Origin of the sequence: Streptomyces sp. HNM0645, assembly GCF_030056615.1 — a bacterium.
Classification (GTDB): Bacteria; Actinomycetota; Actinomycetes; order Streptomycetales; family Streptomycetaceae; genus Streptomyces; species Streptomyces marianii.
In genome coordinates, this window is record NZ_JASHLT010000014.1 from 161355 (window position 1) to 185145 (window position 23791).

The 23791-nt window shown below is 73.3% G+C and carries 21 protein-coding genes and 1 riboswitch; of the genes, 17 read left to right on the forward strand and 4 right to left on the reverse strand.

Going from position 1 to position 23791, the window contains the following annotated elements; genetic code table 11:
- Nucleotides 1–285 precede the first annotated feature (285 nt).
- The 13 genes from QMZ92_RS11680 (at nt 286) to QMZ92_RS11740 (ending at nt 14250) form a co-directional block, all read left to right on the forward strand.
- Complete coding sequence (locus QMZ92_RS11680) at nt 286–1161, forward strand: alpha/beta hydrolase (protein ID WP_283297207.1); 876 nt, start codon at nt 286–288, stop codon at nt 1159–1161.
- Between the two features lie 177 nt (nt 1162–1338).
- Nucleotides 1339–2436, forward strand: coding sequence for a baeRF3 domain-containing protein (locus QMZ92_RS11685; protein ID WP_283297208.1), 1098 nt, complete (start codon nt 1339–1341; stop codon nt 2434–2436).
- A 197-nt stretch (nt 2437–2633) separates the two neighbouring features.
- The gene (gene dhaK / locus QMZ92_RS11690) at nt 2634–3626 is read left to right on the forward strand and encodes a dihydroxyacetone kinase subunit DhaK (RefSeq protein ID WP_283297210.1); all 993 of its coding nucleotides are present in this window, start codon (nt 2634–2636) and stop codon (nt 3624–3626) included.
- Between the two features lie 90 nt (nt 3627–3716).
- The gene (dhaL, locus tag QMZ92_RS11695) at nt 3717–4313 is read left to right on the forward strand and encodes a dihydroxyacetone kinase subunit DhaL (RefSeq protein ID WP_283297212.1); all 597 of its coding nucleotides are present in this window, start codon (nt 3717–3719) and stop codon (nt 4311–4313) included.
- Nucleotides 4310–4714 carry a PTS-dependent dihydroxyacetone kinase phosphotransferase subunit DhaM gene (locus tag QMZ92_RS11700; protein ID WP_283297213.1) on the forward strand — a complete coding sequence of 135 codons (405 nt, stop codon included), beginning with the start codon at nt 4310–4312 and terminating at the stop codon, nt 4712–4714. The genes dhaL and QMZ92_RS11700 overlap by 4 nt, the downstream gene beginning before the upstream one ends.
- A gap of 44 nt (nt 4715–4758) precedes the next feature.
- A riboswitch (cobalamin riboswitch) is annotated at nt 4759–4951 on the forward strand.
- A 29-nt stretch (nt 4952–4980) separates the two neighbouring features.
- Entirely contained in the window at nt 4981–5673 is a 693-nt protein-coding gene (locus QMZ92_RS11705) for an energy-coupling factor ABC transporter permease (protein WP_283297215.1), read from the forward strand.
- A complete protein-coding gene (locus tag QMZ92_RS11710; protein ID WP_283297216.1) occupies nt 5670–6038 on the forward strand; it encodes an energy-coupling factor ABC transporter substrate-binding protein in 369 nt (122 codons plus the stop codon). Before QMZ92_RS11705 ends, QMZ92_RS11710 begins: the two co-directional genes overlap by 4 nt.
- 6 nt (nt 6039–6044) lie before the next feature.
- Nucleotides 6045–6794 carry a cobalt ECF transporter T component CbiQ gene (cbiQ, locus tag QMZ92_RS11715; RefSeq protein WP_283297217.1) on the forward strand — a complete coding sequence of 250 codons (750 nt, stop codon included), beginning with the start codon at nt 6045–6047 and terminating at the stop codon, nt 6792–6794.
- A complete protein-coding gene (locus QMZ92_RS11720) occupies nt 6791–7657 on the forward strand; it encodes an energy-coupling factor ABC transporter ATP-binding protein (protein ID WP_283297218.1) in 867 nt (288 codons plus the stop codon). Before cbiQ ends, QMZ92_RS11720 begins: the two co-directional genes overlap by 4 nt.
- A gap of 97 nt (nt 7658–7754) precedes the next feature.
- Complete coding sequence (locus tag QMZ92_RS11725) at nt 7755–9776, forward strand: NADPH-dependent 2,4-dienoyl-CoA reductase (protein ID WP_283297219.1); 2022 nt, start codon at nt 7755–7757, stop codon at nt 9774–9776.
- Between the two features lie 24 nt (nt 9777–9800).
- Complete coding sequence (locus QMZ92_RS11730) at nt 9801–10355, forward strand: PadR family transcriptional regulator (protein WP_283297220.1); 555 nt, start codon at nt 9801–9803, stop codon at nt 10353–10355.
- Between the two features lie 863 nt (nt 10356–11218).
- A complete protein-coding gene (locus QMZ92_RS11735) occupies nt 11219–12646 on the forward strand; it encodes an FAD-dependent oxidoreductase (protein WP_283297221.1) in 1428 nt (475 codons plus the stop codon).
- 350 nt (nt 12647–12996) lie between these two features.
- Nucleotides 12997–14250: a cation:proton antiporter gene (locus QMZ92_RS11740; protein ID WP_283297222.1), complete on the forward strand. Its 1254-nt coding sequence runs from the start codon at nt 12997–12999 to the stop codon at nt 14248–14250.
- 520 nt (nt 14251–14770) lie between these two features.
- On the opposite strand, the gene QMZ92_RS11745 is transcribed toward QMZ92_RS11740, so the two are convergent.
- On the reverse strand, nt 14771–15253 hold the full coding sequence (locus tag QMZ92_RS11745; protein ID WP_283297223.1) for a hypothetical protein: 483 nt from the start codon (nt 15251–15253) through the stop codon (nt 14771–14773).
- Nucleotides 15254–15431: 178 nt separating this feature from the next.
- Between QMZ92_RS11745 and pip the strand changes: the two genes are divergently transcribed.
- The gene (gene pip, locus QMZ92_RS11750) at nt 15432–16394 is read left to right on the forward strand and encodes a prolyl aminopeptidase (protein ID WP_283297224.1); all 963 of its coding nucleotides are present in this window, start codon (nt 15432–15434) and stop codon (nt 16392–16394) included.
- A 90-nt stretch (nt 16395–16484) separates the two neighbouring features.
- On the opposite strand, the gene QMZ92_RS11755 is transcribed toward pip, so the two are convergent.
- From QMZ92_RS11755 to QMZ92_RS11765, 3 genes are all read right to left on the reverse strand, one after another.
- Entirely contained in the window at nt 16485–17375 is an 891-nt protein-coding gene (locus QMZ92_RS11755; protein WP_283297225.1) for an ABC transporter substrate-binding protein, read from the reverse strand.
- A gap of 214 nt (nt 17376–17589) precedes the next feature.
- Nucleotides 17590–19647, reverse strand: coding sequence for a SpoIIE family protein phosphatase (locus QMZ92_RS11760; protein WP_283297226.1), 2058 nt, complete (start codon nt 19645–19647; stop codon nt 17590–17592).
- A 394-nt stretch (nt 19648–20041) separates the two neighbouring features.
- The gene (locus QMZ92_RS11765) at nt 20042–21433 is read right to left on the reverse strand and encodes an NADP-dependent succinic semialdehyde dehydrogenase (protein ID WP_283297227.1); all 1392 of its coding nucleotides are present in this window, start codon (nt 21431–21433) and stop codon (nt 20042–20044) included.
- 234 nt (nt 21434–21667) lie between these two features.
- Here QMZ92_RS11765 and QMZ92_RS11770 point away from each other — a divergent pair, with 234 nt between their 5' ends.
- The 3 genes from QMZ92_RS11770 to QMZ92_RS11780 all read left to right on the forward strand — a co-directional run bounded on the left by QMZ92_RS11770 (nt 21668) and on the right by QMZ92_RS11780 (nt 23737).
- Nucleotides 21668–22423 (forward strand): LolA-like protein, encoded by a 756-nt coding sequence (locus QMZ92_RS11770; RefSeq protein WP_283297228.1) that lies wholly within the window; start codon nt 21668–21670, stop codon nt 22421–22423.
- A 123-nt stretch (nt 22424–22546) separates the two neighbouring features.
- Nucleotides 22547–23020 carry an NUDIX hydrolase gene (locus tag QMZ92_RS11775; RefSeq protein ID WP_283297229.1) on the forward strand — a complete coding sequence of 158 codons (474 nt, stop codon included), beginning with the start codon at nt 22547–22549 and terminating at the stop codon, nt 23018–23020.
- A gap of 36 nt (nt 23021–23056) precedes the next feature.
- Nucleotides 23057–23737 carry a glycoside hydrolase family 75 protein gene (locus QMZ92_RS11780; RefSeq protein ID WP_283297230.1) on the forward strand — a complete coding sequence of 227 codons (681 nt, stop codon included), beginning with the start codon at nt 23057–23059 and terminating at the stop codon, nt 23735–23737.
- The last annotated feature ends 54 nt before the right edge of the window (nt 23738–23791 follow it).

A 23791-nucleotide genomic window follows, 5' to 3' on the forward strand; every position in this document is an offset into this window, starting at 1 on the left:
TCCCGGCACCGATGTCAATGGGCGTGCGGGAGGCGGCCGTTGATCCACACCCTCGGGCGGCGGACGTGCGGGGAGCGTACGGAACGGCCCCGCGGCGGGCCCGCGACCGTTCGTGTCCCCGCGGACACCCGCGGTGCGAAGACGCCGGACCGACCGGCCTGGCGCCTCCGTCCGCACCGCGGGGCCCCGCCGCCCCGTCCGCCGCCCCGGCCGGGCTGACCCGGCCGGCCGGGTGAAAGGCTGCCCGTTGAAGCGTTGTGACGACCCATCGGAAGGAAACCCCCGATGACCGACCCCCTCGAGCTCGAACTCCCCGTCGACGGCGGGACGCTGCGCGTCCTGCGGTTCGGAACCGGGCCGCGCACGGCGGTCGCGGCGCACGGCATCACCGCGTCCGGGATGTCGTTCCGCGCTCTCGCCCGCCATCTGCACCCCGACTGGTCGCTGTTCGCCCTCGACCTCCGGGGCCGGGGCGGCAGCGCGGACGCCCCGGGGCCGTACGGCTTCGACACCCACGCCGCCGATCTGTGCGCGGCGGCGGAGCACTGGGGCGACGGCGCGCCCGTCGCGGTCACGGGCCAGTCGATGGGGGCGTGCGTGGCGCTGCGGGCAGCCGCACGCCGCCCGGAGCTCTTCGACCGGCTGCTGATGATCGACGGGGGACTGCCGATGCCCCTGGAGGAGGGCGCCGATCCCGATGCCCTGCTCGACGCCTCGATGGGGCCGGTCCTGGCGCGGCTGACCCGGACGTTCGAGAGCGACGAGGCGTACGTGGACCTCTTCCGCACCCATCCCGCCCTCGGCCCCGAATGGAACGACGACATCGAGGCGTACGTCCGCTACGACATCACGGGCCCCGCCGGCGCCCGTCGCTCCCGCGCCCAGGAGGGCCCGGTCCGCCTGGACGGCCACGCGCTGCTCACCTCGGCACCGGCTCTCGCCGAGGACCTGGCGGGGCTCGGGGTCCCGGCGATGCTGCTCCACGCGCCCCGGGGGCTGATGGGGGCGGAGCCGGGGATGCTGTCCGACGCGCTGGTCGCGCACTGGACGGCCCGGTCGCCGCGGCTGACGGCGGAGGCGGTGCCGGACTGCAACCACTACACGATCCTCATGGGCCCTCGGGCGAAGACGGTCGCCGACCGGCTCGTGGGCATGGTGTGAGGCCTGGTACCCGCCCCAGCGCACGCGCCGGAGCGCGGGCGGGGCGCGGTGCCCCACCGGTCCTGGTGCCCGCGCAGGCAATCCGACTTATGGTGCAAGGAGTCGGCTTCAGCTCGTCGCACCTCGGTGCGCAAAGCCCGGCCCTCCAGTGCACACCGCTCGGAAAGGGTGGACCCGATGCACCCAGCCCTCAGCTCCGACGACCTGGTCCGGCTCCGCCGGCAGCGCCCCTATCCCGCGGTGTCGGTGATCATGCCCACGCACCGCCGTGAACCGGACAGCGCGCAGGACCCGGTCCGGCTGCGCAATCTCATGACCGAGGCCAAGGAGCAGCTCAAGGCCGATCCCGCCGTCACCCGGGACACCCGGATCGACGTGTCCGAGCAGCTCGACCGGGCACTGGCCGAGATCGACCTGGTGCACGCGGAGGACGGGCTCGTGGTCTTCGCCGCGCCGGGCGAGCACGAGGTGTGGACGCTCGGCCGGCCGGTGCCCGAGCGCGTGGTGCTGTCGGACACCTATCTGACCCGCAACCTCGTCTCGGCACAGGCCGCCGAGCGCCCCTTCTGGGTCCTGGCGGTCGCCTCGGACCGGGCCACCCTGTGGAGCGGCGCGGCCGACCGCCTCACCGAGGAGCGCACCGGGGCCTTCCCGATGTCCCGTCCCGCGGAGAACTTCGACGCCGAGCGCCAGGAGCGGATCGGCGACGTGCCCAGCACCTTCCGGGACGAGGACACCCGGCACTTCCTGCGCGAGGCCGACACGGCGCTCGCCTCGGTGCTGAAGGCCGACCCGCGGCCGCTGTACGTGACCGGCGAGCCCGCCGCGCTCGCGCTCCTCGACGACGTCGGCACGGCCGCGAAGGGCCAGGCCGTCCACGCGCCCCGGGGCGGGGTGGCGGGCGGCTCGGCCGACGCGGTCTGGCAGGCGGTGCGGCCGTCCGTCGAGGCCCGCGCGCGGCAGGAGGTCTCCGGCGTTCTCGAGGAGCTGGACCGGGCCAGGGGCAGGCGTGCCTTCGCCGCCGGAGTCGACGAGATCCGCCAGAACGTGGAGACGGGCCGGGTCGCGCTGCTCGCCGTGGAGGAGAACTACCGCGAGACGGTGCGGGACACGGGCGCCCACCTCCTGCCCGCCGACACCGGTGACCTGGACGCGCTGGTCGACGTCGTGGACGAGATCGTCGAGAAGTCCCTGGAGACGGGGGCGCAGGTGCGGTTCGTCCCCGACGGCACGCTCGCGGGGATGGGCGGCATCGCGAGCGCGCTGCGCTACTGACCGGCCTCCGCCGGACGGCCGTCGCCGTGGGGAACCTCCCGGCCGCTCCCGCGGACGGTGCCGACGGGTTGGCGGGAGCGCGGTGCCGTGCGGGCCGTTTGCGCCGATACTGGCAGAGGGTGTGCGGCCCGTACCGCCACGGCCCGGCCTGAGAGGACACCGTCCGGAGTGATCGCCAGTCCCACCAGGAGGTTCCCATGAGGATGCTCATCAATGTCCCCGAGACGGTCGTGGCCGACGGCCTGCGCGGTCTGGCCGCGGCGCACCCCGGGCTGAACGTCGACGTGGAGAACAGGGTCGTGGTGCGGGGGGACGCTCCGGTCGTGGGCAAGGTGGGCCTGGTGTCCGGCGGCGGGTCGGGCCACGAGCCCCTGCACGGCGGGTTCGTGGGGGTGGGGATGCTCTCGGCGGCGTGCCCCGGCGAGGTCTTCACGTCGCCGGTGCCGGACCAGATGGCCCGCGCCGCGGCGGCGGTGGACAGCGGGGCGGGCGTGCTCTTCGTGGTGAAGAACTACACCGGCGACGTGCTGAACTTCGACATGGCGCAGGAACTCGCCGAGGACGAGGGCGTCCAGGTGGCCAAGGTGCTCGTCAACGACGACGTGGCCGTGCAGGACAGCCTCTACACGGCGGGCCGGCGCGGTACGGGCGCGACGCTCTTCGTGGAGAAGATCGCGGGCGCCGCGGCGGAGGAGGGTGCGCCGCTGGAGCGGGTCGAGGCCGTCGCCCGCCGGGTCAACGAGCGGTCGCGCAGCTTCGGTGTCGCGCTCAGCGCCGTCACGACCCCCGCCAAGGGCACCCCGACGTTCGACCTGCCGTCCGGTGAGCTGGAGTTGGGGATCGGCATCCACGGCGAGCCCGGCCGGGAGAGGCGGCCGATGATGACGTCGCGGGAGATCGCGGACTTCGCGGTGAACGCGGTCCTGGAGGATCTGCAGCCGTCGAGTCCGGTGCTGGCGCTGGTCAACGGCATGGGCGCGACACCGCTGCTGGAGCTGTACGGGTTCAACGCGGAGGTCCACCGGGTGCTCGCAGAGCGGGGAGTGCCGGTGGCCCGGACCCTGGTCGGCAACTACGTCACCTCGCTCGACATGGCCGGCTGCTCGGTGACTCTGTGCGAGGCGGACGAGGAGATCCTGCGGCTGTGGGACGCCCCCGTGGAGACGCCCGCGCTGCGCTGGGGCCGCTGAGCCATGCCCGGCCCGGCCGACGGCGGCTCCGCTCCCGCGGGCCGCGACGACGCGCGCGGGGAAGCCGGTGCGCCACGAGAAGGAGGCGCTGTGCTCGACGCGGATTTCTTCCTCCGCTGGATGAACGCCCTGGCCGAGGCGGTGGACCGCGAGGCGGGCCGGCTGACCGAGCTCGACGCCGCGATCGGGGACGCCGACCACGGAACCAATCTGCAGCGGGGTTTCACGGCGGTGAGGGCGGCGCTGGAGAAGGACGCGCCGGACACCCCCGGTGCCGTACTGATGCTGACCGGGCGGCAGTTGATCTCGACGGTCGGCGGGGCGTCGGGGCCGCTGTACGGGACGCTGCTGCGGCGGGCCGGCAAGGCGCTCGGTGACGAGGCCGAGGTGTCGCGCGCGCAGCTCGCCGAGGCGCTGCGCGCGGGGATCGCGGCGGTGGCGCAACTCGGCGGCGCGAAGGCCGGGGACAAGACGATGCTGGACGCGCTGGAGCCCGCGGCCGCGGCGCTGGACGAGTCCTTCGCGGCCGCGCGGGAGGCCGCCGACGAGGGCGCGGCGGCGACCGTGCCGATGCTGGCCCGCAAGGGCCGGGCGAGCTATCTGGGCGTGCGCAGCATCGGGCACCAGGATCCGGGGGCGACGTCCTCCGCCCTGCTGGTCGGGGCCCTCGAGGAGGCCGCGCGATGACCGGCCCGGTCGGGATCGTCCTCGTCTCGCACAGCGCGCAGGTCGCGGAGTCGGTCGCCGACCTCGCCCGGAGGCTGGCGGGCGCGGGCGACGCCGTGCCGGTCGCCGCGGCGGGCGGGGCAGCGGACGGCGGCCTCGGCACCAGTTCGGAGCTGACGGCACGTGCCGCCCACGAGGTGGACAGGGGAGCCGGGGTGGCCGTGCTGGTCGACATCGGCAGCGCCGTGCTGACGGTCAAGGCGCTGCTGGCCGAGGGCGACGAACTTCCGGAGGGGACCAGGCTGGTGGACGCGCCGTTCGTGGAGGGCGCCGTCGCCGCGGTGGTCACCGCGGCCGCCGGCGCGGATCTGGACGCGGTGGAGGCGGCGGCCGTGGAGGCGTACGACTACCGCAAGGTGTGACCGTAAGCATCCGTGCGCGGCTTGTGACGCACCTGGTCAACACACTAATGTCGCAGGGCCTTGGTGAACGGGAAACCGGTGGAGTACCGGTGCGGCCCTCGCCACTGTGATCGGGAAGTCCGGCTCTCTCCGCAAGGAAGCCACTGGACCGCCACGGGAGACCGTGGTGTCCGGGAAGGCGGAGCCCGGGCGGCAGGACCCGTCAGCCAGGAGACCGGCCAGGGCGCGTTGTCCATCCACGAGGTGCTGGAGAGGGTCTCCCAACCATGCATATAGCCGAGGGGTATCTGCCCCCTGTGCACGCGGCCGCCTGGGGCGTCGCGTCCGCCCCCTTCGTGATCCACGGCGTACGGGCGCTCACCCGTGAGGTCAGGGCGAATCCCGATTCCACCCTGCTGCTCGGCGCGTCGGGCGCCTTCACCTTCGTCCTGTCGGCACTCAAGATCCCTTCCGTGACCGGCAGTTGCTCGCACCCGACCGGCACGGGGCTGGGCGCGATCCTGTTCCGGCCACCGATCATGGCCGTGCTCGGCACGATCACCCTGCTCTTCCAGGCGCTGCTGCTGGCCCACGGCGGACTGACCACGCTCGGCGCGAACGTGTTCTCGATGGCGATCGTCGGGCCGTGGGCCGGGTTCGCGGTGTACGCGCTGCTGCGGCGGTCCGGGGCGCCGCTGATGGTGGGCGTGTTCTTCGGCGCGTTCGTCGCGGACCTGTCCACGTACTGCGTGACCAGCGTGCAGCTGGCGCTGGCGTTCCCCGACCCGGGCAGCGGCGTGGTCGGCGCCCTGGCCAAGTTCGGCGGCATCTTCGCGCTCACCCAGATCCCGCTGGCCGTCAGCGAGGGCCTGCTCACCGTGTTGGTGATGCGGCTGCTCGTGCAGTCCAGCAAGGGTGAGCTGACCCGCCTCGGAGTGCTCCTCCAGGGCGGGGCCAAGAAGGAGGCCGCGGTCCGATGAGCCGTAACGCGAAGATCAACACGCTGCTGATGGCGATCGTGGCGGCGCTGGCGGTGCTGCCGCTCGCCCTCGGCCTGGGCGACCACAAGGAGGAGCCCTTCACGGGCGCCGACGGGGAGGCGGAGACCGCCATCACGGAGATCGCGCCGGACTACGAGCCCTGGTTCGCGCCGCTCTACGAACCCCCTTCCGGGGAGGTCGAGTCGGCGTTGTTCGCTCTCCAGGCGGCTCTGGGTGCCGGTGTCCTGGCGTACTACTTCGGGCTGCGCAAGGGGCGCCGGCAGGGTGAGGCGCGGGCGGCGGCCGCCGGGGACGGGCGGGCGCCCGGCAGCGGCTCCGCCGGTTCCGTCGGCTCGGGCGCGTAGCCGCCGATGCTGCCGATAGACGCGGCGGCGCACAGCAGCCGCTGGCGCCGCCGTCATCCGTGCGAGAAGGCGGCACTCGGGCTCGGGCTGACGGTCTGCGCCGTCTCACTGCCGCCGTGGCCGGGTGCCGTCCTGGTCGCCGCGGCGGCCGTGGCCGTACTGCTCGGGCCCGCCGGCGTGGCGCCGCGGCAGCTGTGGCGGGCGTGGCGCATTCCGCTGGGGTTCTGCGTCACGGGTGCGATTCCGCTGCTGTTCTCGGTGGGCGACCCGGACGGATTCGTGGTGCTCGCGCCGGACGGACCGCTGCACGCGGTCCGGCTGCTGCTGCGGACGTCCGCCGCCTCGCTCGGGGTGCTGCTGTTCGCGTTCACCACGCCGGTGTCGGACCTGCTGCCAAGGCTGGTCCGGGCCGGGGTGCCCGGGCCCGTCGTGGACGTGGCCCTCGTGATGTACCGGATCGGCTTTCTGCTGCTCGACACCGTGCACCGGGTCCGCCAGGCCCAGGCGGCGCGGCTCGGGCACACGACCCGGGCGGCGGCCTGGCGGTCCCTCGCCGGGCTCGCCGCGACCGCCTTCGTGCGGGCCTTCGACCGGGCCCAGCGGCTGCAGACCGGGCTCGCCGGGCGCGGCTACGACGGGACGCTGCGGGTCCTGGTGCCGCCCGCGACGGTGTCGGCGCGCTTCCTGGTGGCGACCGCCGGGCTGCTCGCGGGGATCGTCGCCCTCACCCTCGTACTGGAAAGGTCCGTACTGTGAGCACGTCCGTGGACGAGAGCGCACCCGGGGCCGCGGCGCCCCTGGTGGAACTGGCCGGCGCGGGATTCTCCTACCCGGACGGCCCGCCGGTGCTGCGCGGTGTCGACTTCGCCGTGCCGGGAGGACGCTCCCTGGCGCTGCTGGGCCGCAACGGCAGCGGCAAGACGACCCTGATGCGGCTCCTCAGCGGCGGGCTGCACTGCGCGGAGGGCAGGCTCCTGCTCCACGGCGAGCCGGTGGTGTACGACCGCGGCGGGCTGAACCGGCTGCGGACGACGGTGCAGCTCGTCGTGCAGGATCCGGACGACCAGTTGTTCGCCGCGTCGGTGGGCCAGGACGTGTCGTTCGGGCCGATGAACCTGGGGCTGCCGGAGCCGGAGGTACGGGCCCGGGTCGCGGAGGCACTGGACGCCTTGGACATCACGGCACTGGAGGACCGCCCGACGCATCTGCTGTCGTACGGGCAGCGCAAGCGGGCGGCGATCGCGGGCGCGGTGGCCATGCGACCGCGTGTGCTCGTCCTGGACGAGCCGACCGCGGGACTCGATCCGCACGGGCAGGAACGGCTGCTGGCGGCGTTGGAGCGGCTGCGGGAGGGCGGTACGACCGTGGTGATGGCCACGCACGACGTGGATCTGGCGCTGCGCTGGGCGGACGACGCCGCCGTGCTGTCCCCGGCCGGGCTGCGGACGGGGCCGGTCGCGGAGCTGCTGGCGGACCGGGAGCTGCTGGACTCGGCCCGGCTGCGCCTGCCGTGGGCGATGGCCGCGGAGGAGGTGCTGCGCGCCCACGGACTGCTGGAAGCGGGCAGGCCGGGCCCGCGGACCCCGGAGGAACTGGACCGCTGGGCCGTGCCGGCGTAGCGCATCTCACCCGGGCCTCGTTGTGCAACTTGTTGCATAACGAGGTCTCCGGCGTCTACAAAAGGGGGCGACGCTCATTGCGCGAGGAGGCGCCCCGATGACCCCCACCCCGTACCCGCATCTGCTCAGCCCGCTCGACCTCGGTTTCACCACGCTGCCGAACCGGGTGCTCATGGGCTCGATGCACATCGGCCTGGAGGAGGCGGAGAACGGCTTCGAGCGCATGGCGGCCTTCTACGCCGAGCGTGCGCGCGGAGGTGTCGGACTGATCGTGACCGGCGGCATCTCCCCGAACGACGCGGGACGCCCCTACGACGGCGGCGCCAAGCTCACCACCGAGGAGGAGGCCGCGCAGCACCGCACGGTCACCGACGCGGTGCACGCGGCGGGCGGCCGGATCGCCATGCAGATCCTGCACTTCGGCCGCTACGCCTACCACCCCCAGCTGGTCGCGCCCAGCGCGCTGCAGGCCCCCATCAGCCCGTTCGTCCCCCACGCCCTCACCGACGAGCAGGTCGAGCAGACCATCGAGGACTACGTCCGCGCGGCGGAGCTGGCCAGGTCGGCGGGCTACGACGGCGTCGAGATCATGGGCTCCGAGGGCTACCTGATCAACGAGTTCATCGCGAGCGCCACCAACCACCGGGACGACCGCTGGGGCGGCTCGTACGAGAACCGCACCCGCTTCCCCCGGGAGATCGTCCGCCGCACCCGCGAACGGGTCGGCGACGACTTCATCATCGTCTACCGGCTGTCGATGCTCGACCTCGTGCCCGGCGGCTCCTCGCTCGACGAGGTCGTCGCGCTCGCCAAGGAGATCGAGGCGGCCGGAGCGACCATCATCAACACCGGCATCGGCTGGCACGAGGCCCGGATCCCGACCATCGCGACCTCGGTGCCGCGCGGCGCGTACACCTGGGTGACGCGCAAGCTCATGGGCTCGGTGTCCGTGCCGCTGGTGACCAGCAACCGGATCAACACGCCCGAGGTGGCGGAGCAGGTGCTCGCCGAGGGACGCGCGGACATGGTGTCCATGGCGCGGCCGTTCCTGGCCGACCCGGAGTTCGTCGCCAAGGCCCGCGAGGACCGCGCCGAGACGATCAACACCTGCATCGGCTGCAACCAGGCGTGCCTGGACCACACCTTCAGCGGCAGGATCACCTCCTGCCTGGTCAACCCGCGTGCCTGCCACGAGACCGAGCTGGTCCTCTCCCCCACCCGGCTGCGCAAACGCCTGGCGGTCGTCGGCGCAGGCCCGGCGGGCCTGGCGTTCTCGGTCTCGGCCGCCGAACGCGGCCACGAGGTCACGCTCTTCGACGGGGCCGAGGAGATCGGCGGGCAGCTGAACATCGCCAAGCGCGTCCCCGGCAAGGAGGAGTTCGAGGAGACGCTGCGCTACTTCCGTACCCAGCTGGAGCTGCGCGGGGTGGAGGTCCGGCTCGGGACCTTCGTCACGCCGGACCTGCTGACCGGGTACGACGAGATCGTGGTCGCGACCGGTGTCACGCCCCGGACGCCGGCGATCGAGGGCGTCGACCACCCCAGCGTCGTCAGCTACCTCGACGTGCTGCGCGACGGCGCCGAGGTCGGTGAGCGGGTCGCCGTCGTCGGCGCCGGCGGGATCGGCTTCGACGTCGCGGAGTTCCTCACCGACGGCGGCGAGGGCGCGAGCCTCGACCCGGAGACGTACTTCCGGCAGTGGGGCGTGGACACCGGATACGCCGAACGGGGCGGGCTGCGGGCCCCGGAGCGGCCGCGGCCCCCGCGCACGGTGCATCTCCTCCAGCGCAAGACCTCCAAGGTCGGCGCGGGCCTCGGCAAGACGACGGGCTGGATCCACCGCACGGAGCTCAAGCACCGCGGCGTCACGATGGTCGCGGGGGCGGCGTACGACCGGATCGACGACGAGGGCCTGCACATCACGGTGGACGGCACGGCGAGGACGATCCCCGTGGACACGGTGGTGCTGTGCACCGGGCAGGAGCCGAGGCGCGACCTGTACGAGGAGCTGACCGCGGCGGGCCGCACCGCGCACCTCATCGGCGGCGCCGACGTGGCCGCAGAACTGGACGCCAAGCGGGCCATCGACCAGGGCACCCGGCTGGCGGCGACGATCTGACGCCGCCTCCTTAGGATGCGGGTCATGTCCCTCCCCCACGCGATCCTCACCGCCCTGCTCGAGAAGCCGTCCTCGGGCCTGGAGCTGACCCGCCGCTTCGACCGGTCCATCGGCTACTTCTGGTCGGCGACGCACCAGCAGATCTACCGCGAGCTGGGGAAGCTGGAGGAGTCGGGGCTGATCCGCGTCCTGCCCGCGGCCGAGCCCGCACGGGGCAAACGCAAGGAGTACGAGGTGCTGCCCGCGGGCCGAACCGAACTGGCCGGCTGGGTGGGCAGGACCGAGGACCCCAAGCCCATCCGGGACGCCCTGCTGCTGCGCATGCGGGCGGCGGCGGTCGTGGGGACGGAGGGGCTCGAGGCTGAGCTGCGTCGCCATCTCGACCTGCACCGACGGCAGTTGGCGGAGTACGAGGACATCGAGAAGCGCCACTTCCCGCCGGAGCGGGACGCGGCCGAGGACCGGCTCCGGCACGTGGTGCTGCGCGGGGGGATCGAGCTGGAGCGGTTCTGGACCGGCTGGCTCACGGAGGCGCTGGACGAGCTCGGCAGGCTTCCCCCGGCACCTCGGCGGGGGTAGGCGGGGGCGGACGGGGCGCGGGGCCTCCGCGAAGGCCAGGCGCAGGGTGGTGCCTCCGCCGGGGCAGGCACGGGCGCGGGGCGGACATGGGCGCCGGCGTCCGCCGTCGCGGCCCGAGCACCCGCGACCGACTGTGCCCCGGCCGGCCGCCCTTCCCGCCGGAGCCGGGACGCACTGCCATGAGGCTCCACCCGGCTGCGGCCGCGAGCGCGACGGCCGCCGGCAGGGCCGGCAGCGGCAGCTCGGGGCGCCGGCCGGGTCCTGAGCCGGACGACGCCGACGGCCACCGTTTCCGGTGCGTGGACCGGCACCCGGGCGGCCGCGGCCAGACCGATGCGGTCCAGGCGACGAGGCAGGGCAGCAGGGGGCCGGGGCGGCGCCGGGCAGGGCGTACCCCTCGGGGCCCGGACGGAAGCGGCCGGACGCACAAGCCGGGTGCTACACCCGCGGCGGTGACGGCCACCGCCCACAGGGCATGGCGCCAGAGCGGCCCGGGCCCGACCTTTCCTCAGTGTCGTCGACGTCGTCGTACGGGGCGGGGCCGAAGTCGTCGATCACGACGGGGACGACGCCGCCGAGGCACTCCGGGTTGCCTGGCCGGCGGACCGGTCCGGGGCACGTCGGTCCGGAGCCGACCGACCCCACAGGGCCCTGTGCGATCTGGAGTCGCCCGAGAGAGAGTCGCCCGACGGGGAGTCGCCCGACCGGGATCGCGCACAGCCTCTGCGACGACCACGTCGGCCCGTTCCCGGACGAAGCCCTATACCACATCGGGCATCCGCGGTTCGGCGCCCGTGATCTTCCGGTCGCCGCCGGGGATACTGGTCGGCCACGGAAGGACTCGCAGACCACGAGGGGCGGACATGGTGAACGAGGCGCGGGAACGGGCCGGTTGGGGACGGGACGGCGCGGGACGCCACGCCGTCGTCATCGGGGGGAGCCTCGCCGGACTGCTCGCGGCGCACGTGCTCGCCGGCCACGCCGACCGGGTGACCGTCGTGGAGCGCGACCGCGTCCCCGACGGTCCCGAGCCGCGTCCGGGCGTCCCGCAGGGCCGGCACGCCCACGTGCTGCTGGAGAGCGGGCAGCTCGCTCTGGACTCCCTGTTGCCCGGCTTCATGGCCGAGTTGCGGGCGGCCGGGGCGCCACGCGTGGGCATGCCCCAGGACATGGTGGCCTGGAGCGGCACCTGGCTCCGGCGGACGGCCCCGACGACGCACATCCACACCGGCTCCCGCTCCCAGCTCGAGCATCTGGTGCGCAGACGGGTGCTGGCCAATCCGGTGATCACGACCGTCGAGTCCACGGAGGCGGTGGGACTGGCCGGGGACGCCTCCCGGGTCCGTGGTGTCCTGCTGCGGGAGCGCGGCGGCGCGGACGGGGCCGCGGACGGCTCGCGCACGCTGGAGGCGGATCTGGTCGTGGACGCCACCGGGCGGAGCTCGCGCGCCCCGCAGTGGCTGGCCGCCATCGGGGCCGAGCCGCCTCAGGAGGAGGGCATCGACACCGGCCAGGCGTACGCCTCCCGCATCTACCGCAACACCGGTGCCCATCTGGGCACTGAGGCACTGGCCTACTGGTTCTACCCGAACCCTTCGCAGACGTACGCGGGCGGGGTACTGCCCCTGGAGGACGGCAACCACCTCGTGGCGCTCGCGGGCCTCCGCGGCCAGGAACCGCCCACGGACGATGCCGGGTTCACCGCTTTCGCGGCGCGCCTCCCCCACCCGTACCTCCACGAGTGGCTGCTCACCGCCGAGCCGCAGACGCCGGCGTACGGATTCCGCTCGACGGGCAACCTGCGCCGCAGGTACGACCGTCAAGGCCGGCGCCCCGCCGGATTCCTCGCCACCGGCGACGCGCTCTGCACCTTCAACCCGATCTACGGACAGGGCATGTCGGTCGCCGCCATGAGCGCCGTGGCGCTGCGTGACGCGCTTGCCGACCCGCGTCGAAGGCCGACGACCCGACGGGTCCAGCGGGCGCTCTTCGATGCCTCGCGACAGGCGTGGGACATCTCCGCGGGCGCCGACCGGGCCATGCCCGGGGCGGTGGGGAGCGCCGTCGCCTCCCGTGCCGTCGACCGCCCGGTCGGCTGGTACCTGGACCGCGTCCAGCAGCGGTACGCGGGCGATCCCGTGCTCGTGGGACCGGTCTTCCGTTCCGTGCTGACGCTGACCAACCCCCTGAGCGCCCTGTTCGCTCCGCGGATGGCCCGGGCGGTGCTGTTCGGCCCCGTGGCCGGCACCCCCGCCGCGCCACCGATGCGAGCGGAGACCGTGCGCGGCTGAGCCACCCACACGCCGACCGTACGACTGCACCGGCCGGCGCGAGCGCCCGCCCCGGCGCGTTGCCGGGTCGCCTCGGCGAGAGGGGCACCGTCCAGCGGCTACCCCCGCCCTCGGCGCCCTGCCGCGCGTCAACGCGGCGCGGCGTCAACCTACTTGGTTCAGGCCGGTTCGCGGCCCGGACCGTGCCGTGCCCGACTTGCCGGGTCCCGGCAGTTCCGGAACGGAACTGGATGCCCGTCAGGTGCTTGTCAGGAACGCGTAAGGGGCGTGTAAAGTCTGCTGCGGAGTGCCGGGAAGCCTGGTCGGCGAAACAAGGGACGGCTGTCTTCACCGATCGGGGGATTACGTACATGGTGCTCGTCGCCGTTTTCGGCGCCGCTCTTCTCATCGCGGTGCTGCTCTCCGGACTCGCCGCCCGGACCGTGCTGTCCACGTCCTTCCTCTTCCTCGTCGGCGGCGCGCTCGTCAGTGACGGGTTCCTCGGACTCATCCACATCACGCCGGACAGCGAGATCGTGGCGGTCACCGCCGATCTGGCACTGTTCGCGGTGCTGTTCACCGACGGCATGCACGTGTCCTTCCCCAAACTGCGGGCGCACTGGAAGAACCCCGCCCGCGCCCTGGGCCTGGGCATGCCGCTTGCCTTCGTCGGCATGGCGGTCGTGACCCACTACCTGGCCGGACTGAACTGGACGACCTCCTTCCTGGTGGGCGCCGTCCTGGCGCCGACCGACCCGGTGTTCGCCTCCGCGATCGTGGGCCGCAAGGAAGTGCCCGCCAAACTGCGGCAGCTGCTCAACGTCGAGAGCGGCATCAACGACGGACTCGCCCTCCCGTTCGTCCTGGTCTTCATCGTCGCAGCCGGCCCGACCAGCGGTCACGCCGAGGCGTCGTTCGGGAAGATCGCGCTGGAGCTCGGGCTGGGACTCGCCTTCGGGGTCCTGCTGCCGCTGCTGGTCAACGGGCTCGCACGGTTCAGCCTGCTCGGCGCGGAGCCCAAGCTGCAGCCCCTGCTGCCGCTGGCCACGGGGATCATCCTGTACGCCGTGTGCCACCTCACCCACGCCAACCCCTACCTGGCCGCGTTCTCGGCGGGCGCGGTGATCACCGCCGTGTCACCGGAGGCGAAGACTGCTTTCGAGCCGCTGGGAGAGGCGCTGGCCGAGCTGGCGAAGTTCGCCGCCCTGCTCGTCTTCGGCGCGCTGCTCACGCCGCAGCTCTTCGGCGACCTGTCCTTCGGCGGGTACGTCGCCGTCGTCCTGGCCATCGTCCTCATCCGCCCGGCTTCGATGCTGCTGTCGCTGGTCGGCACCCGCTTCGACCGCCGCGAGAAGCTGGTCGCCGCCTGGTTCGGGCCGAAGGGCTTCGCCTCGGTCGTCTACGGGCTGCTCGTGCTGCAGGCCGGCATCCCGCAGGGCGAGCAGGCGTACACCCTCATCGCCGTCTGCATCGCGTTCTCGATCATCGCCCACAGCAGCACCGACGTCCCCATCGCGCGGATCTTCCACGTCGACGACCTCGCCGGGATCCCCGAGGGCCACGACGGCCGGCAGGACGAGCGGATCGTCGAGCGCGACAACGACGGGGCGCCCCGGCCGTCCTGAGCACATGTCCGTTGGTGGAGCGGTGTTCCACTGGCTGTGGACGGCCGTCCGGTCGGCCGCCGTGCCGCCCATCGGCGCGGCACTGATCGCGGGGCGGGTGCCGCCGTGGATGCGGCGGCAGTCGGCGCCCGGCGGACTCAAGGCGAAGGGGACAGCGACGTTCGTCGTGGACGCCGGTCCCATGGTTCCGCCGCTCACGGCGCCGTCCGGAATACGGCCCGAGGACACGGGCTTCGCGCGTATGGTCCTGGTTCCCATGGCGGTCTGCTCGGGGCACGGACTCATCCCCGGGGGCGACGCTCTGCGAGCGTTTCGACCGCCGCGAGATGGAGCGTGCCGGACCACCCGTCGTGTCCGCGGACTCGACGAGCCGCATGCCGGACCAGCGGGGAACCGGGACGTGAGGCGGCGGGCGAGGCGCCGGCGATCCGGTGGACGGCACGGGGCCGGTGCGCTGTTCGCCGGAGCCGGGGCCGTTCGGCGGTGCCGTCCGGTCGGTGCGGGTGGTGACCGCGCGGCCTCAGCACGGGCCTTCCGCCACCTCCACCGCGATCCTCACCTTCTCCAGTCGCAGGGCGTCCGGTTCGGGCTGGGGCGGGGACACACGCATGCAGTAGGGGAAACCGACGTCGTCCGTGCTGATCTCGAACACGTCCGCGTCGCCGGCGCCGGCCGCGTCCGGTTCGTCGACCGCCTCGACGCGGACGACCGCGTGCTCGGGCCCCTGACCCGTGCCCTTGACGGCTTCCTCGATCCGCTCCTCGTAGCCGAGGTAGCCGCGCAGGACCTGCGGCTCGGCCTCCAGGCGTACCGCGGCCTCGCGAACAGCGTCCCGGAACTCGCCCTCGCTCCATCGCGCGTCGTCGAAGAGGTGGTACATGAACCCCACCACGACCACGGCGCCGCCCACGATCAGCAGGCGCCCGACCGGGTTCCTCGGGTTGTACACAAAGCGCCCGCGCTTCCTGATGAAGATCGGTTCTTCCGAATCCTGTCCGCCCACTCGAGGAGCGTAACCAGCCGACGTGGTACGACGGACGGGACGGTCCCACCTCGGCGTCCCGCCGGGCCGGGACATGAACACGTGGCCGTCCGCCACCCCCGGTACGGCCGCCCGGACGTTCGTGCGGTCATCCGGCCGCACCCCGCCCGTACACCGCCCCATCACCTGAGGAGTCGTCATGCCCACGCGCTACCCGCCGATCGAGCCGTACGAGACGGGCGTGCTCGACACCGGTGACGGCCACCACGTGTACTGGGAGGTCTGCGGCAATCCCGACGGCAAGCCCGCCCTCGTGGTGCACGGCGGCCCGGGGTCGGGATGCGGGCCCGGGGCCCGTCGCTGGTTCGACCCGGAGCGCTACCGGGTCGTCCTCTTCGACCAGCGCGGCTGCGGTCGCAGCACCCCGCACGCCAGTGACCTCCGCGCCGGCCTGACGACCAACACGACCGGGCATCTGCTGACGGACATGGAGCGGCTGCGGGAGCTGCTGGACGTGGACCGCTGGCTGCTGTACGGCGGGTCCTGGGGGTCGACCCTGTTGCTCGCGTACGCCCAGCGGCACCCGGAGCGGGTGTCGGAGATCGTGGTCAACGGGGTGACGACGACCCGGCGTTCGGAGGTCGACTGGCTCTACCGGGGCGTGGCTCGGTTCTTCCCCGAGGAGTGGGACCGCTTCATGGCGGGGGTCCCCGAGGCCGGGCGGGACGGCGACCCGGTCGCCGCGTACGCGCGCAGGATGAACGACCCTGACCCGGCGGTGCGGGACAAGGCCGCGAACGACTGGTGCGCCTGGGAGGACGCGGTCGTGTCGCTGGAACCCCACGCCCCGTCCGGCGTCTACTCCGGCCAAGCACCGGCGGCCCGGGTCGCCCTCGTCCGGATCGCCTCGCACTATTTCGCGCATGGGGCGTGGCTCGAGGAGGGCGCCCTGCTGCGGAACGCGGCGCGGCTCACCGGAATCCCCGGCGTGCTGGTGCACGGCAGGCTCGATCTGTCCAGCCCTCCGGACACGGCGTGGGAGCTGTGCCGGGGCTGGCCGGACGCCCGGCTCGTGACGGTCGGCGAAGCGGGCCACCTGGGCAGCGAGGCGGCGGACGCCGAGGTACTGGCCGCGCTCGACGGCTTCGCCGGCCGCCGCTGAGACGTCACGACGGCGCCGCGCCCCGTCCTCCCGCGTCCGCACGACTCCCTCCCCGTGCCGCCGTGTCCCGTGCGTCCGCACGCCCCGCTACTACGCCCCGCCGCCTCCCGCCCCCTCCACCGCGTCGGCCACGCGGTCGAAGAAGCGCGCGTGCGCGCCGTCGCTGTGCGGTTCCTCGGGGTTCCACGGCACGACACGGGCGACGGACGCGGCCGTGCGCCAGGCGGCGTTGTCGCGCAGGGCGTCCAAGGGGTACGCGTTGACCCGGGCGTCGACGAGGAGCACTCGCGCGGAGAGCTCCGCGACGTACGACCAGTCGGCGGTCAACCAGTTGGTGCCGGCGCCTCCCCGCGGTGACACCAGGTCGAGGCCGAAGGCGGTGAGTTCCCTGAGGTCCGGCCAGGAATGCGGTCTGGCGAGGTGGGCGCTGTCGGCGGAGGCCGGTGACAGGGCCAGCAGGGGTTGGCGTGCGGCGGTGTCGTGAGCGAGGGCGCGGAGCCGGGCGGTGGCGCGGGCGAGAGCTACGGCGCCCGCCGTGTCCTGGGCGGCACCCAGGGCTCTGGCGAGGGCGGCGAACCGGGCGCGCACGTCACCGAGAGACTGGCCCTGGCCGACGTCGAGGACGACCAGGGGCACCCGCTCCTCCAGGTGTTTCGCCGTGTCCGGGTCGAGTCCGTAGACCTGTCCTCCGCCGTAGGTGACGGCGACGACCAGATCCGGGTCGCCGCGGAGCAGCGCGTCGGCGTCGAGCGCGGCGCCGGAGCCGAGATAGCCGATGCCGTCGAGCGGCAGGGACCCGGCCTTGACCGGGTCGGGCCCGTCGCCGTCGTGGTTCGAGCCGAACAGCCCGGCCGGGCGTATGCCGTGCTCCCAGAGGGTCGCTCCGGCCTGAATGTAGGTGACGACCCGTTCGGGCCGCCCGTCGGACGTGGCCAGACGGCCCCGGTCGTCGAGGAACTGCCAGTCGGTCTGCCGGTCCATGATCGAGTGCTCCTTGCCCTCGCCTGCGACTCGCTGCCCCTCTTCCTGCCCACGGATCGCGCGCGACGAACGGCCGTTCCGGGACTCCTGGTGCGGCGCCCTCCGGGGCCGGCGGCCGGACGGTCCGGGGGACTGCGGGAGTCACGTCGGGGCCGGCGTCGCGCATCGGCTGGTATCGCGGATGGGCGGGGCCCTCGGCGGCGGTGCGGTGACGTCAGCTGCCGGTCCGCCGGGCGCGGATGAGCAGGAGGGCGATGTCGTCGTGGCGCGGGGCGGCTCGCTCCGCGTGGCGGATGAGGTCGTCGGCGAGGTCGTCCAGGTCCTGGATGCGGGTCTGTGCGAGGTGCTGGGCGAGGTCGTCGGTGGTGTCGTCGATGTCGGTACCGGGTACTTCCACGAGTCCGTCCGTGTAGAGGACGAGTACCGCGCCCGGCGGGAGGGGGATCTCGGTGGTGGGGTAGTCGGCGTCGGGGTCGATGCCCATCAGGAGACCGGGGGGCAGGGGCAGGACTTCGGTGCGTCCGCCGAGGTGTCGGAGCATGGGTGGGGGGTGCCCCGCGGTGGCGAGACGGGCGCGGTGGCGGGCCGGGTCGAGCTGGGCGATCAGGCAGCTGGTGAACCGCCCGGCGTCGAGGTCGGTGAGGAGTCGGTTGGTGCGCGCGAGGAGTTCGCCGGGGGACGTGCCGGCGGTGGCATGGGCGTGGACGGCGGCGCGGACCTGTCCCATCAGGGCGGCGGCGTCGGGGTTGTGGCCCTGGACGTCACCGATCGCCGCCGTCGTGGCGGTCGGCGCGTGGATGAGGTCGTAGAAGTCGCCACCGATGTCCATGCCGCGACCGGCGGGCCGGTAGCGGGCTGCGATCTCGAGTCCGGGGACACAGGGCAGTGAACGGGGCAGCAGGCCGGTCTGGAGGGCGTGCGCGAGGGTGTGTTTGGTGTCGTAGAGGCGGGCTCGGTCCAAGGCCTGGCCGATGAGTCCGGCGAGGGAGGTGAGGAGGGCGCGTTCGGCGGGAGGGAAGGGGCGGGCCTGGTCGTAGGAGAGGGCGACGGATCCGATGCGGCGGCCGGAGGCGGTCAGCGGCAGGAAGGCCCAGGCGTTCCGGGCGTCATGGCGTGGTGCCTCGGGATAACGGCGCTGGAAGTCGGCGAAGGTGGGGAAGAAGACGGCGTCGCCGGTGGCCAGTGCGTGCGTGGTCGGGGTGTCGGAGGCCAGGGGCGTGCCGTCGAAGCGGCTGATGAACTCGGCGCTGTAGCCGCGGTGGCCGATGATGTGCAGCCGGCCCTCGTCAGCGATCATGAGGACCAGGCCCTGGGGCCCGAAGGCGGGCACGATCTGGTCGGCGACGACGTCGGTCACGTCATGGACGGTCGCGGCCTCGGCGAGCGCGGCCGCCAGGTAGGTGAGGTGGTAGAGCCCCAAGGCGCCGAGCCGTTCGTCGGACGGCGGGGACTGCGCGGTGTCCGTCTGCCCGGCGACGGATGAGATGTGCACGCTGATGCCGCTGTCGTCTGGGTAGAGCTCGAAGAGAAGTGCCGTGTGTGGAGGGCGCACCGCGGTGAAGGAGGTGGACCGGCGGGCGACCACCGCGGCCCGGTAGCTGTCCTCGCCGACCGGGGCGGGCAGCCAGGGCAGCGCTTCCCAGAGCCGACGGCCCGCGAGGGAGGCGGCGCCTGCGCCCACCAGGTCGGCACCCGTGGAGTTGATGAAGGTGAGCCGGCCCTCCAGATCCAGGGCGCAGCACCCCATGGGCAGGCGCTCGGTGAAGCCGAGCGCGGCCATCGCCCGTGCAGGGTCGGCCTCTTCGAGCGGTACGGGAAGGACCCGGGGTTCCTCGGGGGGCAGCAGCGGCCTGCCCTGGGCGGCGGCCTGCTCGAGAAGATCCGCCGCTCGCCGGCAGCACGCGGTGATCGCTTCACGCTGGTGCGGGCCGAGCCGCGGCGGGTGCCTGACGGTCCACAGCAGGGCGATGCCGCCCCACACGAGGTCTCCGCTGATGAAGGGAGCCGCGGCGAGCATGAAGTCGTACGGCAGCACGAGGCCCAGTTGCGGGTAGCGGCGGGCCACCTCTTCCCGGCTGTCGAGCCACACCAGCCGCCGCTCGCGCATGGCGTCCGCGACGGGCGTCGAAGTGTCCACCGGCGCTCGGGCCCAGGGCGCCGCGATCTGCCGTGACATGCCGGACATCACGGCGAGCCGCAGCAGCCGTTCCTCCGGCGGCAGCAGGTAGAGCAGGCCGGCCGACGCGCCGGTCTCGCGCATCACGTCGGCCATGAGGGCTTCCACGTGCTCCATACCGGGGCCCGGGCGGGAGGGGCGGAACCGCATGGCCCCTACCCGGCCCCGGTCGCTGCTGCGGTGGCCGTGCGAACGCGTCCGAAGCGACTGCGGGCCGACGCCCGGCGGCGGCTTGCGCGCCGTACCGTCCGTCGGTGAGCGGACCGGCGGACGCACACCGCCTGTCTCGGAGGAGGCGGGCCGAACCAGCCATTCCCAAAATCACCCACATACGGACGATACGCCCGCAGGACGGGGCAGCACCCTTCACACACCCGATGTCCACCCACCCGCGCCGGTGAGTCGTCCGCCCTCGACCGGCTGCCCTGCCCGTCCGGCTCACACGACGGGCGCAGGCTTCCTGCCCCCGCGGCGGGGCGGAGCGTTCGCCTCAGGCGGCGGTCCAGACGGTCGTGATGTTGCAGAACTCCCTGATCCCGTGGTCGGACAGCTCACGCCCGTAGCCGGAGCGCTTCGTGCCGCCGAAGGGCATCGCCGGATGCGAGGCGGTCATCCCGTTGAAGAAGATCCCACCCGCCTCCATGTCCTGGACGAACCGCTCCATGTCGCTCGCGTCCCGGGTCCAGACGTTCGAACTCAGGCCGAAGGGCGAGTCGTTGGCGACGCTCACGGCCTCGTCGAGACCGGACACGCGGTAGACGGTCGCGACCGGACCGAAGGCCTCCTCGCGGTGGATCCGCATCTCCGGGGTGATCCCCGTGAGGACCGTCGGCAGGTAGTACCAGCCGGCCGGGCGGTCCCCCGGGCGGCCCGCGCCGCACCGGACCTCCGCGCCGAGCCGTACCGCGTCGTCGACCAGTTCCTCGAGGTCGGCGCGGCCCTGCTCGGTGGCCAGGGGACCGACGTCGGTGGACTCGTCCATGGGATCGCCCACGGAGAGCGCCTCCATCCGGGCGGTGAAGCGCTCGGTGAAGGCGTCGTGGACGTCCTCGTGCACGATGAACCGCTTGGCCGCGATGCACGACTGCCCGTTGTTCTGGACCCGGGCGGTGACGGCGACCCGCGCGGCCCGGTCCACGTCGGCCGACGGCATGACCACGTACGGGTCGCTGCCGCCGAGCTCCAGGACGGTCTTCTTGACCTCGTCACCGGCGATCGCGGCGACGGACCGCCCGGCCGGCTCGCTGCCGGTGAGCGTCGCCGCGGCCACCCGCGGGTCGCGCAGCACGCCCTCGATCGCGCCCGCGCCGACCAGCAGGGTCTGGAAGCACCCGTCCGGGAATCCGGCCCGGTGGAAGAGATCGCCCAGGTAGAGGGCGGTCTGAGGGACGTTCGACGCGTGCTTGAGCAGTCCGGTGTTGCCGGCCATCAGTGCGGGCGCCGCGAACCGCACGACCTGCCAGAGCGGGAAGTTCCAGGGCATCACGGCGAGCACCACGCCCAGTGGGCGGTAGCGGACCGTGACGCCGGAGGCTCCCGAGTCCTTCACGTCGTCGTCGGACGGGTGCTCGTCGGCCAGCAGTTCCTCGGCGTGATCGGCGTACCAGCGCATCGCCTTCACGCACTTCGCCGCCTCGGCCCTGGCGGCCGTCAGGGGCTTGCCCATCTCGCTCGTCATGGTGCGGGCGATGTCCTCCTGGTCCTCCTCCAGCAGCGAGCCGGCCCGCCTCAGGAGCCGGGACCGCTCGGAGAACGAGGTCGTGCGGTACACACGGAAGGTCGCGTGGGCGGCGGCCAGGCGGTTCTCGATCTCCTCGGGGCCGATGGCTTCGAAGGTCTTGAGCGTCTCGCCGGTCGCGGGATTCACACTGGCGATGGCCATGGCTGTGTCCTCCTTCGGCCGCACCTACGACCCTGCCGCGCCAGCGGCGGCGGCGCAACGCGACGGCCGGTCGGGCCCGGCCCCCTCACGGCCGCCGGACCTCCGGCGGCCGGGCTCACCGGCGCCGCCCGTCCCCACCCTCGGCGGTTCACCCGAACGGGCAGCCGGTGCCCCCGCGGCGTAGGCTCGAGAACGGCGGATCAGCCCGGCCGGTCGCGTCACCGGGAGACGATCGTGAGCGCACTTCGCCGCAGGAGCGGGACCAGGAGCTGGACACGGGCGTCGTCCGCGGCGCTCCTCGCGGTCGCCCTGGCGGCCGGTGGAACGGCGTACGCGGGCGACGACATCGAGACGCTCACGGCCCGGCAGATCGCGGAGAAGGCCCGTGAGGCGCTGACCGGCGCCGAGTCGGTGCACATCACCAGCAAGGGCGACCTGCGCGAGCCCGGCTCGCCGAACGAACTGGATCTCGCCCTCGACCGCTCGGGCAACTGCGCCGGCACGGTCAGCATGGGCGACGAGGGCTCCGTGGAGATCATCAAGCGGGGCGAGACGGTGTGGATGAAGCCGGACGCGGCGTTCTGGAAGAACCAGGTGCCGGGCGGCGGCGACACGGTCAAGGAGATCGTCGGGGACCGCTACCTGCGCGGGACGACGGACAACGGACTGCTCAGGGGAATGACCGAGGTCTGCGACCTCGACACGTTCATCGACCGGCTCACCGGCGTCCCCACCAGCGACGTCGACCTCACCAAGGGCACGAAGACCGAGGTCGACGGCGTAGACGCCATCCCGCTGTCGGGCAATCTGGCGGGCCGGACGATCACGCTGTACGTCGCCACCGAGGGCGAGCCGTACCCGGTGCGCCTGGTGGTGACGAGCGCCGGTGCGGCGAAGGCGACCGTGGACTTCTCGGACTACGACAAGCCCGTCCCGACGGCGACGCCCCCGGCCGGTGAGAGCGTCGACCTGTCCACTCTCCTGGGCTAGACCCCCTTGCTCCGACCGGACCGGCCCACTCCCAGGGGTGAACCCGGCGGATGACGTTCACCCGGCGACCGCGGCCCCGAGGTCCGATGGCGGCGGCCGCCGGGCCCCCGCAGACTCGGCGGCATGTCGGGCAAGCGAAGCGCCGGCCTCCTGCTGTTCCGGGGCGCCGTGGCGGATCTCGAGGTGCTGATCGGGCACATGGGAGGCCCCTACTGGGCCGCCAGGGACGAGGGCGCGTGGTCGATCCCCAAGGGCGAGTACGGCCCGGAGGAGCGGCCCGAGGCTGCGGCGCGGCGGGAGTTCGAGGAGGAACTCGGACTGCCCGCCCCGGACGGCGAGCGCATCGCCCTCGGTGAGCGCCGCCAGTCGGGCGGCAAGACCGTCACGGTGTGGGCGGTCGAGGGCGACCTCGACCCCCGTTCCGTGAGGCCCGGCACTTTCACGATGGAGTGGCCGCCGCGGTCCGGTGTGCCGACGGAGTTCCCGGAGGTCGACCGGGTCGGCTGGTTCCCCCTGGAGCGCGCGGCGAAGCTGCTCGTCCCCGGCCAGCGGATCTTCCTGGACCGGCTTGCCCACCACATACGCGGCGGCCGCTGAACGCGGCCGCCGCCCCCGAACCGGAGGAAACACCCCGTGTCCCCTTGCTTCAAGGCCGTCGCCGCGTGCGGCGCGGCACTGCTCGTCGCGGCCGTCCTGCCCGCCACCGCCACCGCCCGTCACAGCTACGAGGGCTCCGTGACCGCCCGCGAACTCCTGGCCAAGGTCAGGAGTTGCACACGGATATCCGACGGACTGTTCCGGACCGACGCCGACCAGGAGGAGTCCATACCGGTGTGCGGCACCAGTTCGGTGGTCTTCTGGAAGGCGGACCTCGACATCGACTGCGACGGGCTGAGCAGCCCGGAGTGCAACCCCGACACCGACGAGTACTGGCAGCCCGAGACCGCGTACTGGGACTCGGAAGGGTACCCGCTGGACTCGGCCGACCTTCCGTTCATCGTCGTACCGGCGGCGAGTCCGCTGTGGGACTACAACTACTCGCGCATCCGCGGGGGTACCGTCGCCGCCGTCATCCACCGCAACCGGTTGGTGTACGCGGTCGTCGGCGACGCCGGACCCACCGACCTCATCGGCGAGGCGTCGCACGCCACCGCCCGGGCGCTGGGCATAGATCCCGATCCGGCCACCGGAGGCGTCAACTCCGGCGTGACGTACATCCTGTTCCGGGATTCCAGGGTCACCCCCATCGAGTCCCACCGGGCCGCGGTGACGCTGGGCGACAGACTCGCGCGGAAGTTCGTCGGTCGCTCGTGACGTGCCGCGGGAGGACGATGGGAGCGACGGACCGTCGAGGAAGGGCGGTGTGAT

What these genes read in the sequence shown, in the direction of transcription:
- QMZ92_RS11755 (WP_283297225.1), bottom strand. Translation starts at nt 17,375, where the DNA reads ATGGACCGGCAGACCGACTGGCAGTTCCTCGACGACCGGGGCCGTCTG.
- QMZ92_RS11725 (WP_283297219.1), top strand. Translation starts at nt 7,755, where the DNA reads ATGACCCCCACCCCGTACCCGCATCTGCTCAGCCCGCTCGACCTCGGT.
- QMZ92_RS11710 (WP_283297216.1), top strand. Translation starts at nt 5,670, where the DNA reads ATGAGCCGTAACGCGAAGATCAACACGCTGCTGATGGCGATCGTGGCG.
- QMZ92_RS11765 (WP_283297227.1), bottom strand. Translation starts at nt 21,433, where the DNA reads ATGGCCATCGCCAGTGTGAATCCCGCGACCGGCGAGACGCTCAAGACC.
- pip (WP_283297224.1), top strand. Translation starts at nt 15,432, where the DNA reads ATGCCCACGCGCTACCCGCCGATCGAGCCGTACGAGACGGGCGTGCTC.
- QMZ92_RS11775 (WP_283297229.1), top strand. Translation starts at nt 22,547, where the DNA reads ATGTCGGGCAAGCGAAGCGCCGGCCTCCTGCTGTTCCGGGGCGCCGTG.
- QMZ92_RS11705 (WP_283297215.1), top strand. Translation starts at nt 4,981, where the DNA reads ATGCATATAGCCGAGGGGTATCTGCCCCCTGTGCACGCGGCCGCCTGG.
- dhaK (WP_283297210.1), top strand. Translation starts at nt 2,634, where the DNA reads ATGAGGATGCTCATCAATGTCCCCGAGACGGTCGTGGCCGACGGCCTG.
- cbiQ (WP_283297217.1), top strand. Translation starts at nt 6,045, where the DNA reads ATGCTGCCGATAGACGCGGCGGCGCACAGCAGCCGCTGGCGCCGCCGT.
- QMZ92_RS11730 (WP_283297220.1), top strand. Translation starts at nt 9,801, where the DNA reads ATGTCCCTCCCCCACGCGATCCTCACCGCCCTGCTCGAGAAGCCGTCC.
- QMZ92_RS11740 (WP_283297222.1), top strand. Translation starts at nt 12,997, where the DNA reads ATGGTGCTCGTCGCCGTTTTCGGCGCCGCTCTTCTCATCGCGGTGCTG.
- QMZ92_RS11735 (WP_283297221.1), top strand. Translation starts at nt 11,219, where the DNA reads ATGGTGAACGAGGCGCGGGAACGGGCCGGTTGGGGACGGGACGGCGCG.
- QMZ92_RS11685 (WP_283297208.1), top strand. Translation starts at nt 1,339, where the DNA reads ATGCACCCAGCCCTCAGCTCCGACGACCTGGTCCGGCTCCGCCGGCAG.
- QMZ92_RS11760 (WP_283297226.1), bottom strand. Translation starts at nt 19,647, where the DNA reads ATGGCCGACGTGATGCGCGAGACCGGCGCGTCGGCCGGCCTGCTCTAC.
- QMZ92_RS11700 (WP_283297213.1), top strand. Translation starts at nt 4,310, where the DNA reads ATGACCGGCCCGGTCGGGATCGTCCTCGTCTCGCACAGCGCGCAGGTC.
- QMZ92_RS11680 (WP_283297207.1), top strand. Translation starts at nt 286, where the DNA reads ATGACCGACCCCCTCGAGCTCGAACTCCCCGTCGACGGCGGGACGCTG.